Source organism: Streptomyces sp. Ru72, assembly GCF_002920635.1.
Lineage (GTDB): Bacteria > Actinomycetota > Actinomycetes > Streptomycetales > Streptomycetaceae > Streptomyces.
In genome coordinates this window covers 1-12338 of sequence record NZ_PQSR01000160.1, presented here as the reverse complement: position 1 = coordinate 12338, position 12338 = coordinate 1, and the positions used below count along the sequence as shown (strand labels likewise).

Below are 12338 nucleotides of genomic sequence, written 5' to 3'. Positions count from 1 at the left end.
GGAGATCCCCGAGGACCTCGCCGAGCAGATCCTCCAGCTGTTCCGGGAACTGGCCGGGGTGACCCAGCTGTCGCTCGACGTGGAACGCGAGTGCCGTCCCGAGGACCGGTCCGCCGAGGGGGACACCGCGGGGTTCCTCGACCGGCTGGTCTGTTTCGCCGAGGAGCGCGTGTACCGAGAGAACGCGGAGAGGTTTCCCGGCCTGTTCGCCTCCCTCGGCGTGGACGGGGACTCCTTCGGACGTCTCCGCAAGCATGTGGCGGGCCTGAGTGAGCGGCCCTTCTGCCTGCTGCACGCCGATCTGCACCGGGAGAACTTCATCGTCGACGACCGGCGGCGGCTGTGGACCATCGACTGGGAACTGGCGCTGCTCGGCGACCCGCTTTACGACCTGGCCACCCATCTGCACCTGATGCGCTACCCGCAGGCGCAGCACCAGCTGATGGCCGAGCGGTGGTGCCAGGTGATGGAGGAGGCGAGGCCCGGCAGCGCGCGCGGCTGGGAGGAGGACCTGCCGCGGCTGCTCGACTTCAAGCGAGCCCAGTCCGTGTTCACCGACATCGTCCGCGCCACCCAGTTCCTCGACACCCGTTCGGGTTCCGGCGAACTGGCCCTCCGGCAGGAAGCCCTGAGAGTGCGACAGGCGCTGACCGCTGCCGCGGAGCCCCTCGGCCTGGAATCCGTTCCGCCTCTGGACGACATCGCGGCGGTGCTCCGCGGCTGGCAGGGCACGGCCCGGCGACCCACCCCGTCCACGGCGCTCCCTACGTTCGCTCCCTGAGCGGGCCCGGGTGCGGGAGCGCGGGCGGCGGGAAGCGGTCGCCCCGTGGACAGGGCGGTCCCGGCATCGGGGAAGGGCGCCCACCGGCGTGGCGATCAGCGGGCGGGGTGATGCCGACGAGGTGGTCCGGGAGGGTGATCCCGAGGTGGTCCGAGGCAGGGTGATCCCGTCGGGGTGATCCCGTCGGGGTGATCCCGTCGGGGTGATCCCGTCGGGGTGATCCCGTCGGGGTGATCCCGTCGGGGTGATCCCGTCGGGGTGATCCCGGCAAGGTGACTCCGACAGAGGTTCCTACGGGGCATTCCTGACGGGGTGGCCCCGTGGGGGTCGCCCCGGCGAAACCACGCAGGCACCGAGGCGGTCCGCCGGCCGGCGTGGCTGGGGCGTGGTCATCCCAGCAGTGGGAGCAACTGCTCCTCCTCGTAGGTCAGATGGGCCTCCAGCTCGCCGGTGAGGCGTTCCACCTCGGTCAGGGCACGGGTCCCGTCCGCGTCGGGGGCCGACACGACCCGGCGCAGGTCGTCGAGGAGGGCGGCGATCCGCTCGTGTTCGCGGCGCAGCCGCTCGAAGGCCGGCGCCAGCTCGGGGTGGCGGCCTTCGAGGGACGGGAAGAGGACGATGTCCTCGCCGGCGTGGTGGTTGCCCAGGCCCTTGCAGAGGGTCAGGCAGTTGATCCGGAGCTGGGCGCCCGGGGCCGAGCCGCTTCCTGAGGCCGCGAACTCCTTCCTGATCAGGGCCAGCTCGCGACGGAAGAGGTCATGGACCGCCCTGATGGCCTCGCCCGGAGAGGCCGCCTCGATGCGCGGCGGGCCCGGCCTGGGATTCTCCCGGAGAGCCACGACAGGGATGACACGATCCGTCTTCGCCTGGTACTCGGCCCAGCCGGGGTTCGACTCGACGGCGCGCGCGAAGGCCTCGTCGCGCGCGGCGCGGTCCAGGACGATCGCGGTCGCCTCGTAGGTGAACACGCCGGTCTCCACGGTGACCTGGGGATGCGCCACGAGGTTGTGGAACCAGTCGGGGTGCCGCGACGCGCCCCCGGCCGAGGCGATCACGAGGACGCGCTCGCCGCCGTCGGGGTAGTAGCCGAGGGGGGTGGTGTGCGGGGTGCCGGTGCGTGCGCCGGTGGTGGTGAGGAGCAGTAAGCGGGCGCCCTCGAAGGGGCCGCCCACGCGGCCGTGGTGGGCGCGGAACTCGTCGATGATCTGCTGGTTGAAGGGGTTGGGCATGCTCTGCTGTCTCTGCCTTCTTCTGTTCGGCGTGAGGGGATGGCGATACGCGTCGGAACAGAAGAAGAGCGGCGGGCCTCTCGCCCGCCCCCGCCTCACTCGGAGGCCGGGTGCCCCACTCGTGAACGGCCCAAGGCCGACCCGGCAGTCATGGGCGGCACGTTATCGGGGTACGCGCCCCGGTGCCAACGGTTTTTGACGTCACCCGTCCGAGCACCAGCGCCTCCCACAGTCCCGGGCTCGGCGGGTGTGGGATGGACGGCGGTGGTGCGACGCCTTGGGCGGTTGCCCGGGGCTCTCCCCGTGGCGTGGCGTCCCGAGTGGCGTGGCGCACTTTTGCAAGCGGGCTGCTTGCAATTGTTAGCGCTCCTGCGGCAAGGTAGAGGCATGGCATCGCTGAACGTCGGCAACCTCGGTGAGTATCTGCGTGAGCAGCGGCGCAACGCGCAGCTGTCGCTCAGGCAGCTCGCCGACGCCGCCGGCGTGTCCAATCCGTATCTGAGCCAGATCGAGCGCGGGCTGCGCAAGCCGAGCGCGGAGGTGCTGCAGCAGGTCGCCAAGGCGCTGCGGATCTCCGCCGAGACGCTGTACGTGCGGGCCGGAATCCTCGACGCCGAGCGGGACCGGGACGAGGTGGAGACGCGCGCCGTCATCCTCGCCGATCCCACGCTGACCGAGCGGCAGAAGCAGGTACTGCTGCAGATCTACGAGTCGTTCCGCAAGGAGAACGGATTCGAGATGGCCCGGTCGGGCGCGGCGGAGGAGGAGGGCCAGGCGGTTCAGGAGGCTCGGACTCGTCAGGCTCAGCAGTCTCAGGAGGCGCACGGCATGGACGACGCCCAGGACACCGCCGACGCCGGCCCCCGCACGGCCGACGGCAGCGATGCCGGTCCGCGGCAGGCAGCCGGCTGACCGGGTCCACGTACAGCGACCGGACCACCGGGACGACGGCTCGACGTCCCGCGGACCGCCCAAAACCCTCAACGAAGCCGAAACGGGAGGACCATCCCATGGCCATCACCGACGACCTGCGCAAGACCCTCAGCGACCCCACGCCGCTCTACTTCGCCGCCGGCACCGCCGACCTGGCCCTGAAGCAGGCCAAGAAGGTGCCCGCGCTGGTCGAGCAGCTGCGTGCCGAGGCCCCGGCCCGCCTCGAGGCGGTCCGCAACACCGACCCGAAGGCGGTCCAGGAGAAGGCCGCGGCCCGCGCGAAGGAGGCCGGCGCCCGCGTCAAGGAGACGCAGTCGACCATCCAGGCCAAGGTGGGCGAGTTCTTCGGCAGCCTCGACTCGGACCTCAAGAAGTTCGGCAGCAGCCTGGACGCCGACCTGAAGAAGCTCGGCGAGAGCGCCCAGGACCTCGCGCTGCGGGGTGTGGGTGTCGCCGCCGAGTACGCGGTCAAGGCCCGGGAGACCTACGAGAAGGTGGCCGAGCACGGCGAGCAGGCCGTGAAGACCTGGCGCGGCGAGGCCGCCGAGGAGATCGAGGAACTGGCCGTCGCGGTGGAGGGCAAGCCCGAGCCGGTCGAGGTCAGGACCGAGCCGAAGCCGGCCGAGGCCCCCAAGGCCGAGTCTGCCGAGGACAAGAAGCCGGTGGCGAAGAAGACGGCCCCGGCGGCCCGCAAGCCGGGGGCGGCGAAGAAGACCACGCCTCCGGCCAAGTGAGTCACGCGTGACCCCTGCGGGGGCCACGTGACGGATGACGATGACGGACGACGGGCCGGGCACTTCCGAGGTGCCCGGCCCGTTGTACGGGTACGCGGTGACCGCAGGCGGGTACGGTTGGCCGTAGAGACGACTCGACTCGGGTGGTGGGCATTGTGCTGATGACGGCATTCGGCGGCCTGATGTGGCTGCTCTTCACCGCCATGCTGGTGCTCGCCGTGGTGGCGCTGGTCATGGCCGTGCTGTACCGGGAGGACGCGTACCGCGCCGCCGACAAGCAGAACAAGGGCTTCTGGCTGATCATCCTCGGCATCGCGGTCGCGGTGAACCTGTTCGTGCCGATGCTCTTCCTGCAGCTCGCCGGCCTCGTCGCCACGATCGTCTTCTTCGTGGACGTCCGCCCCGCCCTCAAGCAGGTCTCGGGCGGCGGCTGGGGCGGTCGCCGCCGGGGGAGCAGCAGCGACGGTCCATACGGGCCGTACAACGGCGGGCGGTAGACGGCGGGCGGCCCGGGCGGGCCGTGCAGCGGCGGGCGGTTCGGGTGAGGCGCGCAACCGCGGGCGGTAGGAGCGGTCCCCTGTGGTCCGACCTGCCGCCGTGGCTCACGGCGCCCGGTCGAGCAGGACCACGGCCACGTCGTCCGCCAGTTCCCCTCCGTTGAGGTCGCGGACCTCGTTGACCGTCGCGCGCAGCAGGTCCTCACCCGTCAGGCCCTCGGCCAGTCGACGGCGGACCAGTTCCACCATGCCGTCCTGCCCCAGGCGCTCCCCGTCCTGCCCGACCCGGCCCTCGATCAGTCCGTCGGTGTAGAGCATCAGGCTCCAGACCGGTCCCAGCTCCACCTGCATCCGCGGCCAGCGCGCCCCCGGCAGCAGGCCGAGTGCGGGCCCGTTGTTGTCGTACGGCAGCAGCTCGGCGATGGGGGTCCCCCCGGCTCGAGCGGAGCCGAGAGCTTGGGGGATGCTGGGGCGGGCGATCAGCGGGGCCGGGTGGCCGGCCAGGCAGAGCCCGGCGCGGCGGCCGTCCGGCGCGATGTCCACCGTGCACAGCGTGGCGAAGATCTCGTCGTTGTCCCGCTCGTGCTCCAGGACCTGCTGCAACGTGGACAGCAGCTCGTCCCCGCACAGCCCCGCCAGCGTCAGGGCACGCCAGGCGATGCGCAGCTCCACGCCGAGCGCCGCCTCGTCGGGGCCGTGCCCGCAGACGTCACCGATCATCGCGTGCACTGTGCCGTCCGGCGTGCGCACCGTGTCGTAGAAGTCACCGCCGAGCAGGGCACGCGAACGGCCGGGCCGGTAGCGGGCGGCGAAACGCAGCGAGGACCCGTCGAGCAGCGGCGTGGGCAGCAGGCCGCGCTCCAGGCGGGCGTTCTCCTGCGCGCGCAGCTTGGACTCGGTCAGCCGCCGCTCGGCCGTGTCGGACCGCTTGCGTTCGACCGCGTACCGGATCGCTCGGCTCAGCAGCCGCCCGTCCAGTTCCTCGCGCAACAGGTAGTCCTGGGCGCCCACGCGCACGGCCTCGGCACCCCGCTCCGCGTCACCGGACGCGGTGAGTGCGAGCACGGCATGGCGGGGCGCGAGCTGCAGCACGTGCCGCAGCACGGCCAGCTCGTCGTCGTCCTCGGCGGCCCGGCCGGGCGCCGGCAGTGCGAGGTCCAGCAGGATGCAGTGGACGTCGTCGGTGAGCAGCCGCTCTGCCTCGGTGAGATTGCGGGCGGTGCGCAGCCGTATGGGGCGGCCTGCCGAGTCGAGCAGTTCGGGCACGATCGGCGAACCGGCCGGATCGTCCTCGATCACGAGCAGGGTGAGCGTGTCGTTCTGGGCCTTCGCACGGGCGGACGGCCCTTGAGCGGTCTGAGCGGTCTGAGCGCCGGGCAGGGACGCGGCTTGAGCCTGACCACCCTCCACGGCCGGGATCGCTCGGGGCCGCGGCACGGGTACGGGCATCGTCTTGGGTTCCTTCCCTCCCCCCGAGGGCACGACGGGACGAGGGACTCGACCCGTCGACGGGGACCATAGCGGTAGCCGAGGCCGCAATGGAATGCCCGACGGGGTGGGGTGGTGCAACCGGCCATCGTCATATGCCGCATCCCCTACCGCAGTTGGACACGGAACCGTCCCGGCAAGAATGACGAAAGTCACGTCCCGGACAGGTTTCAACCGGAGGGAGGGTGGGCCGCGTCACGTGGGGCGGGTCACCGTCATGACGCGGCTCTGTCTTCGGGCGGCGCCCCGTTCAGTCGGCGTCAGGGCGCACCACACCGAGGATCGGCATGGACCCGGCTCCCGCGATCGTCACCGTCCGCCCCGGGCGCGGGGCGTGGACGATCGCGCCGTCGCCGATGTACATCGCCACATGGCTGGCGTCGGAGAAGTAGATGATCAGGTCTCCGGGGCGCATGTCCTTGATGTCCACGTGCTTGAGCTGCTTCCACTGCTCCTGCGAGGTCCGGGGGATGGGTGCGCCGGCCGCGGCCCAGGCCTGGGACGTCAGGCCCGAGCAGTCGTATGATTTCGGCCCTTCTGCCCCCCATACATACGGTTTGCCGATCTGATCGGTCGCGAACCGTACGGCTTTTCGCCCCTCTTCGGACGCTCTGCCGCGAATCTCCTTCAGTATTCCGGAGTCGAGCCACGCGGTCTGTGCCTGGTGGGCGGCCTGCTCCTCCAACTTCTGCAGTCGCTCCCGCTCCTGCTCCTTCAGCCGGGACTGCAGCTCCTCGGCGGCGGCGATCTGCTTCTCGATCTCCTTCTTGGCCTCGGCCTTGGCCTTGCGGTTGGCGTCGAGCCTCTTCCACTCGTCGGCGGCATCGCTCGCGTACTGCTTCAAGTCCTCCTGCGTACGCGTCAACTCGGCGATCAGTCCCGTGGTCGCGTGTTCGCCCTGGCGGACCGTGCCCGCGTCGTCCAGGAACTCCTGAGGGTCACGGCTCAGCCAGAGCCGCATCCCGGGCGGCAGCCCGCCGCCGCGGTACTGGGCGCGGGCCGCGGCGCCCGCACGGTCCTTCAACTCGGCCAGCCGCTCCTGGCCCTTGACGATCTCCCGGGCCAGCCGGACGATCTGCGCCGACTGCTTCTCGGCCTTCTCCTCGGCCGCGTTGTAGGCATCGGTGGCGACCGCCGCGTCGTGGTACAGCTCGTCCAGTTTTGCGCGGACCGTTTCGAGAACCTCGTCGGAGGCCGACACCGACGCCGGCGCGGTGGCCGAGCTGTCGGACGGGGTGGGTCTCGGGTCCGGCCGCTCCGGGCTCGCGTACGCCGCGCCCGGTGTGCCGAGCACGGTGACCGTGCAGGCCAGAGCGATGGCCGCCGTGATCAGGGTCCGCTTCCCGGATCCCATACCTTTCCCCCAAAGCTGATTTACCGTCAGTAACCTACGAGACGTCTGGGGATCGTGCCACGCTCGGGCGCAAAGTGACAGAGGCGGGACTTAACCGCGCAGAAAACTCCCCCACCTGCCGCACCTTGTACGACGATCTCCCTCCCCTGTCACCGGCCCGTGTACGGCGATCTTCCCGCGAGTGTGACGAAGGACTCAGAAAGATCGTTCCCCGCAGGTCGGGCAGGGGTCATGTGCGGGGCGCCAAGGCCCCCCAGGCCACGGTGACTTCCCCCTGGCGCCAGCGCGCCGGGCCGTCGGTGACCGGCCAGTCCGCCGTCAGCCGGCGGACGGTGCGTATCCAGCGCTGGCGCGCGCCGTACGCGGCGTAGGGCGCGGCGGCGGCCCAGGCGCGGTCGAAGTCGCGCAGGAAGGCGTGCACGGGCTCGCCCTGGACGTTGCGATGGATGAGTGCCTTCGGCAGCCGCTCGGCCAGGTCGGACGGGCGGTCCAGGGAACCGAGCCGGGTGGCGAACGTCACGGTGCGCGGACCCTCGGGGCCGAGGGCGACCCACACGTGACGGCGGCCGATCTCGTCGCACGTACCCTCGACGAGCAGGCCGCCGCGGGAGCCGGACGCCTGGTCGGCGGGGGCGAGCCGGGCGCACAGCCGCTCCCAGACGGCGGCGACCTCGCCCTCCTCGTACTGCCGCAGGACGTTCGCCGCCCGGATGAGCGAGGGGCGCCCCGGCACTGGCACCTCGAACCCGCCGTGCCGGAAGACCAGCCCCTCACGGGCGTACGGCTGAGCGGCCGCGACCCGGGCGGGCTCGATCTCCACCCCCACGACCCGGGTACGGGGCGCGGCGGCGCGCAGCCGTCGCAGCAACTCGACCGCGGTCCACGGCGCGGCGCCGTACCCCAGGTCCACGGCCAGGGGCTCCGCCGCACGGCGAAGCTCGGCCCCATGGACCGCTGCGATCCAGCGATCCATCCGGCGCAGCCGGTTCGGATTGGTCGTCCCGCGCGTCACCGTACCCACGGGGCGGGACGCGACGCGGGTTGACATGCCTACGAGAGTAAGGGGCCGGGACGGATCGCCGTCCGGCCTGTGGACAACCATGGCGCCGTGGCTGTCCCCCGGGCCGGTAAAGGATTCGGCATCTACAGTTCAACGATCTTGTCCTGTGCATGACCCAGTGGGTGGGATGTGCGGAGACCACTTCTTGCCACTCCGGACCACTCAGGGGGATCCATGCACATAGCCCGTACCGGACGGGGTGCCGCGGCTTCCACGGCCGCCACCGCCGCCCTCGCCGTCGCCGCGCTGGCGACCGCTCCACTGGCCGGCGTCACCACCGCCGCGCCCGCCGCCGTACCGCACACCAAAGCGGTTCCGGCCGTCGTCGGGCACACGCTCGTCCACGGTGTGGCCAGCCCGCTATCCAGCGAGCAGTGCCAGGCCAAGTGGCACATCGCCTGCTACAACCCGCTCCAGTACCGCACCGCGTACAACCTCGACCCGCTGTACAAGAAGGGCATCACGGGCAAGGGGCGCACCATCGTCATCGTCGACTCGTTCGGCTCCCCGACGGTCCAGCACGACCTCGACGTCTACAGCAAGCAGTTCGGCCTGCCCAGCACCAAGATCAAGGTGGTCAAGTGGGGCAAGGTGCCCCCCTTCGACCCGAAGAACTCCGACATGACCGGCTGGGCCGGCGAGACCTCGCTGGACGTCGAGATGGCGCACGCCGTGGCGCCCGACGCCAAGATCGTCCTGGTGGAGACGGCGGTCTCCGAGACCGAAGGCACCACCGGTCTTCCGGAGATGATGAGCGCCGAGAAGTACCTGATCGACCACGGGGTCGGCGACGTCATCAGCCAGAGCTTCGGCGCCACCGAGAACACGTTCCCCGGTTTCGACAAGGGCGACTTCTCCAGCATCAAGAACCTGCGCTACGCCTTCCAGGACGCGAACTGCAAGCACGTGACGGTCCTCGCCTCCTCCGGTGACGGCGGCGCCACGGACCTCATGGCGGACGGCAAGACCTACTACAAGAAGCGCGTCAACTCCTGGCCCTCCTCGGACCCGCTGGTCACCTCCATCGGCGGCACCCAGCTCCACCTGGACGACAAGGGACAGCGCGTCAAGCCGGACAGCGTCTACAACGACTACGGCTCGGGCGGCGGCGGCCAGTCCCACGTCTTCACCCGTCCGGCCTTCCAGAACGGCGTGAAGAACGTCGTCGGCACCCGCCGCGGCACCCCGGACGTGTCGATGGCCGCCGCGGTCAACGGCGGCGCCTGGGTCTACTCCAGCTTCGACCCGACCGCCACCGGCTGGGACGTCTCCGGCGGCACCAGCGAGGCCAGCCCGCTCTTCTCCGGCATCATCGCCCTCGCCGACCAGGCGGCCGGCCACCGGGTGGGCAACATCAACGGGGCGCTGTACAGCCTCCTCAAGCAGAAGAACTCCGGCATCGTCGACGTCAACGACGGCACGGACAACAGCTATGAGGGCGTCACCGGCTACAAGGCCGTCAAGGGCTACGACATGGCCACCGGCGTGGGCACGGTGGACGCCCTCCGCTTCGTGCAGGCTCTCGCCCGGAGCCGCCGCGGCTGACGCCTCGGTGCCGCTGCAGGGGGACGCCGCCTGCGGGTCCCCGGGACGGCCCGAGTCGCGCACTCGGGCCGTCCGCTGCCGCAGCGGTCGGCTGACGGCCTGGAGGCAGGCACGATGCTCCCGCCTGCGATAGTGGGCCCGTGCTTCTGGAGCCTGAGAAAACTCTGTTCGTCCGTGGTGCCACGCCCGTGCTTCTGCTGGCCGACGCGCCTGTCCACCATGTCCTTCCGGCCCTGACCGCGCCGGACGGGCCAGTGCCCCTGTGTGAAGGCTGGAGCATCCTGCCCAGGCTCACGCTGTGTGTCGTGGACGGACCGGGCGAGCACGGACTCGTCGTCCCTGCTCTTGCCGCCCCCGTGCTCGGCGGAGCGGAGGGCGGCACTGCCCCCGGTGACATGGCCGACTGGTGCGCGGACGTCGAAGGGGCCGGCGGAGCGGTCGTCCTGTCCATGGACCGACTGCCCGAGGTGCTCGATTGGCCTTTCCTGCTGGGCTCGGGCACCTCACGGGGTGGCTTCGTACCGGCCCTGACCTGACCTGGTCCACGTGCTGCAGGGCTGACCGCTGCCGAGCGGCCTCGGACGGCCCAAAGACGGGTCCGGTTCAATCGCGAGCCCAGTCGAAAGGCATCGGCTCACCCTGCGGAATCACCCAAGGGTGGGGATAGCGAGCCCGACAACCGGTGCAGCGCGCAACCGAGGTCGGTGGCAGTCCTGATGGGTGGGTCAACCTCGCCCGGCCTCGTCCACGGTCTCGAAAACCGTCGTGGAGCGAGCCACCGTGGGGCACGTCCCACACGCACGGTCAGGCGTCGGCCAGGCGGAAGTGGACGATGGCGATGTCATCGGCGGAACCGATGTCGGAGTAGTGGTACCGCAGTCTCTCGTGGAGTTCTGCGAGATCGCGGAACCCGTCGGCGATGGCGTCCTGCTCGGTCAGCTCGCCGACCTTCTTCGACGTGATCTGCGTGACGTCACCCTCCAGCACCACCTCCTCGTCCAGCTCGAAGACCATGTCGACCGGCCCCGTGGCAACCGGGTCCCGGAACCGTACGGTCGTCGTCTTCCGTCCCGCGCGGACGGCGTCGAGATAGTCCCGATGGAAGGACAAGGACTGCCTGGCCGGCGCAGGACCGCCCGCTTCGGAGGAGACGGCGTGCTCCGCCCACACATAGCTGTGCGGCAGGAGGTCGGCTATCGAGATGCTGCGGACTCCTTCGGGCGTCGGAACCAGGACGCGGATGCCTGGATGGTGGTCGAGGAGGACTTGCCGGTCACGACCGCACGGCGCGAGCACACCGCGGCCCCGGTCACCGACCGCAACGATCGTCGTCAGGTCACGCGCCCCCGCCGCACGGGCATGCCCGAGCGCCACGAGCTCCGCACAGGGCCCGCCCGTGAAGTGGTAGAGGTTGATGCCACCGAACATCCGTCCCCGGGCATCCCGGACAGCAGCGCCGACCGTGTGCACCTCCCCGTCGCCATTGGCCTCCACAATGCGCCGGGCCAACTCGATCAGTTCCATGTCTTCTTGCGTCGGCAAGTGCGGCGTCCCGTTCACGCACAGCACCCTACGACCAGCACGCAGAAGCGACGAAGAAGTGCCTCGTCGAGCCAAGCACTCTTGACCGCCATGTTCTTTGCATCGCAAAGTAGGCGGCTGCGGCGGCCATTCGGCACTCCGCTTCACCAGCGTTGCCAAAGCGCCAACCATCAGGGGGACACATGGGGACATCTGCACCAAGCAGTGCGGCATCCGAACCCAGGGCGGATGCGGCCGCCTTGTTGGCCGCGACCGAGGGGCTCCGGGCCAGGACCCGCACGCAGATGAACGGCGCATGGACTCCCCTGCTCGGCTTCGGACTCCTCGCACTGGCGGCCGCTCCGATCGCCCGGTTCGCCTTCAACTTCGGAGCGCACGGGCGCTACATCGGGTCCTATCCGTCTTTCGCCTACGCCGAGCTGACCGGCTTGTGCGTCGTCCACGAACCAGGAACCCCCTGCCTGAAGGGCGAGTTCGACGGCGCCGTCCTGCGCTTCGCGGCTTGGGGCGTGTGGTTCGCGCTCCTCCCCCTCGCATGGTTCGTCCTCGCCCGCTGGTATCGCCTGCGTGGCGAGGCCCGGGGCATCGTCCCCCGGCGCGGCGTGTGGGTCCGCGCGACCGCCACAGCCACCACGGCGATAACGGCAGCGCTGATGACTCTCCTGTTCGGCAGGGACCAGCCGTGGGAGGCCGTGCTGCTGGAGAACAGCTACGCCTCACCGTGGTACCTGGTCGGCATCGGTCTCCTCGCCCTCGGCATCGCCGAACGCAGCTGGATCACCGTAGCGGCGGGCACCGCTCACGCCCTGCTGCTGACCGGGTACCTGGGGGCCTCCTGGGGCAGCGGATGGCTCCCCTGGCAGCACCCCGTAGACCCCGGCTGGACCGACGGACCGCAGGCCAAAGCCCTCCTGCTTGCCACCATCTTGCTCCTCGCCGGCCTGTGCGAGTGGGCCGTGGCCCGCCGCCGGGACGCGTCCGGTGTCGCCCGTGCGGGTACGGTCATCTCATGAGCGTCGGGGACTCGACCGCTGCGCGGGACGACCAGGAGGGACTGCATCCCACCCAGGCGCTGGACGACACCGTCCATCAGCGGGTGCGGCTCGGCGTCCTCACCATTGCCCGCGAAGCCGACCGGGTCGAGTTCGGCTTCCTGAAAAAGCAACTGGCCGTCA

The 12338-nt window shown here is 70.6% G+C and carries 12 protein-coding genes; 7 read left to right on the top strand and 5 right to left on the bottom strand.

The annotated features are described in order from the left end of the window. Window positions 1–781 (top strand): phosphotransferase (locus tag C3488_RS37485; RefSeq protein WP_103845322.1); only part of this gene is annotated, 781 nt, incomplete at its 5' end. A 389-nt stretch (window positions 782–1170) separates the two neighbouring features. On the opposite strand, the gene C3488_RS37480 is transcribed toward C3488_RS37485, so the two are convergent. After that, window positions 1171–2010, bottom strand: a complete 840-nt coding sequence (locus C3488_RS37480; protein ID WP_103845321.1) for a nitroreductase/quinone reductase family protein — start codon at window positions 2008–2010, stop codon at window positions 1171–1173. Between the two features lie 387 nt (window positions 2011–2397). On the opposite strand from C3488_RS37480, the gene C3488_RS37475 reads away from it, so the two are divergent. The 3 genes from C3488_RS37475 to C3488_RS37465 all read left to right on the top strand — a co-directional run bounded on the left by C3488_RS37475 (window position 2398) and on the right by C3488_RS37465 (window position 4174). Further along, window positions 2398–2922 (top strand): helix-turn-helix domain-containing protein, encoded by a 525-nt coding sequence (locus C3488_RS37475; RefSeq protein WP_103845320.1) that lies wholly within the window; start codon window positions 2398–2400, stop codon window positions 2920–2922. A 98-nt stretch (window positions 2923–3020) separates the two neighbouring features. Next, a complete protein-coding gene (locus tag C3488_RS37470) occupies window positions 3021–3677 on the top strand; it encodes a hypothetical protein (RefSeq protein ID WP_103845319.1) in 657 nt (218 codons plus the stop codon). A 155-nt stretch (window positions 3678–3832) separates the two neighbouring features. Continuing rightward, the gene (locus C3488_RS37465) at window positions 3833–4174 is read left to right on the top strand and encodes a DUF2516 family protein (protein ID WP_103845318.1); all 342 of its coding nucleotides are present in this window, start codon (window positions 3833–3835) and stop codon (window positions 4172–4174) included. 105 nt (window positions 4175–4279) lie between these two features. Here C3488_RS37465 and C3488_RS37460 read toward each other — a convergent pair whose 3' ends face one another. From C3488_RS37460 to C3488_RS37450, 3 genes are all read right to left on the bottom strand, one after another. Then, window positions 4280–5623: a PP2C family protein-serine/threonine phosphatase gene (locus C3488_RS37460; protein WP_103845317.1), complete on the bottom strand. Its 1344-nt coding sequence runs from the start codon at window positions 5621–5623 to the stop codon at window positions 4280–4282. Window positions 5624–5912: 289 nt separating this feature from the next. Then, on the bottom strand, window positions 5913–7016 hold the full coding sequence (locus C3488_RS37455) for a C40 family peptidase (RefSeq protein WP_103845316.1): 1104 nt from the start codon (window positions 7014–7016) through the stop codon (window positions 5913–5915). Between the two features lie 229 nt (window positions 7017–7245). Beyond that, window positions 7246–8064 carry a class I SAM-dependent methyltransferase gene (locus C3488_RS37450; RefSeq protein ID WP_181139353.1) on the bottom strand — a complete coding sequence of 273 codons (819 nt, stop codon included), beginning with the start codon at window positions 8062–8064 and terminating at the stop codon, window positions 7246–7248. 186 nt (window positions 8065–8250) lie between these two features. Here C3488_RS37450 and C3488_RS37445 point away from each other — a divergent pair, with 186 nt between their 5' ends. Both C3488_RS37445 and C3488_RS42205 read left to right on the top strand, forming a co-directional pair. Further along, on the top strand, window positions 8251–9621 hold the full coding sequence (locus C3488_RS37445) for a S8 family serine peptidase (protein ID WP_103845315.1): 1371 nt from the start codon (window positions 8251–8253) through the stop codon (window positions 9619–9621). 305 nt (window positions 9622–9926) lie between these two features. Beyond that, window positions 9927–10157, top strand: a complete 231-nt coding sequence (locus tag C3488_RS42205) for a hypothetical protein (RefSeq protein WP_258053891.1) — start codon at window positions 9927–9929, stop codon at window positions 10155–10157. Window positions 10158–10425: 268 nt separating this feature from the next. Here C3488_RS42205 and C3488_RS37435 read toward each other — a convergent pair whose 3' ends face one another. Next, window positions 10426–11145, bottom strand: a complete 720-nt coding sequence (locus C3488_RS37435) for an ASCH domain-containing protein (RefSeq protein ID WP_219822370.1) — start codon at window positions 11143–11145, stop codon at window positions 10426–10428. 302 nt (window positions 11146–11447) lie between these two features. Between C3488_RS37435 and C3488_RS37430 the strand changes: the two genes are divergently transcribed. Next, window positions 11448–12176: a hypothetical protein gene (locus tag C3488_RS37430; protein WP_258053890.1), complete on the top strand. Its 729-nt coding sequence runs from the start codon at window positions 11448–11450 to the stop codon at window positions 12174–12176. The last annotated feature ends 162 nt before the right edge of the window (window positions 12177–12338 follow it).

Excerpts from the sequence above, each read along its gene's own strand:
- C3488_RS37480 (WP_103845321.1), bottom strand. The coding sequence starts at position 2,010 with ATGCCCAACCCCTTCAACCAGCAGATCATCGACGAGTTCCGCGCCCAC.
- C3488_RS37475 (WP_103845320.1), top strand. The coding sequence starts at position 2,398 with ATGGCATCGCTGAACGTCGGCAACCTCGGTGAGTATCTGCGTGAGCAG.
- C3488_RS37470 (WP_103845319.1), top strand. The coding sequence starts at position 3,021 with ATGGCCATCACCGACGACCTGCGCAAGACCCTCAGCGACCCCACGCCG.
- C3488_RS37460 (WP_103845317.1), bottom strand. The coding sequence starts at position 5,623 with ATGCCCGTACCCGTGCCGCGGCCCCGAGCGATCCCGGCCGTGGAGGGT.
- C3488_RS37455 (WP_103845316.1), bottom strand. The coding sequence starts at position 7,016 with ATGGGATCCGGGAAGCGGACCCTGATCACGGCGGCCATCGCTCTGGCC.
- C3488_RS37450 (WP_181139353.1), bottom strand. The coding sequence starts at position 8,064 with ATGTCAACCCGCGTCGCGTCCCGCCCCGTGGGTACGGTGACGCGCGGG.
- C3488_RS37445 (WP_103845315.1), top strand. The coding sequence starts at position 8,251 with ATGCACATAGCCCGTACCGGACGGGGTGCCGCGGCTTCCACGGCCGCC.
- C3488_RS37435 (WP_219822370.1), bottom strand. The coding sequence starts at position 11,145 with ATGGAACTGATCGAGTTGGCCCGGCGCATTGTGGAGGCCAATGGCGAC.
- C3488_RS37430 (WP_258053890.1), top strand. The coding sequence starts at position 11,448 with ATGAACGGCGCATGGACTCCCCTGCTCGGCTTCGGACTCCTCGCACTG.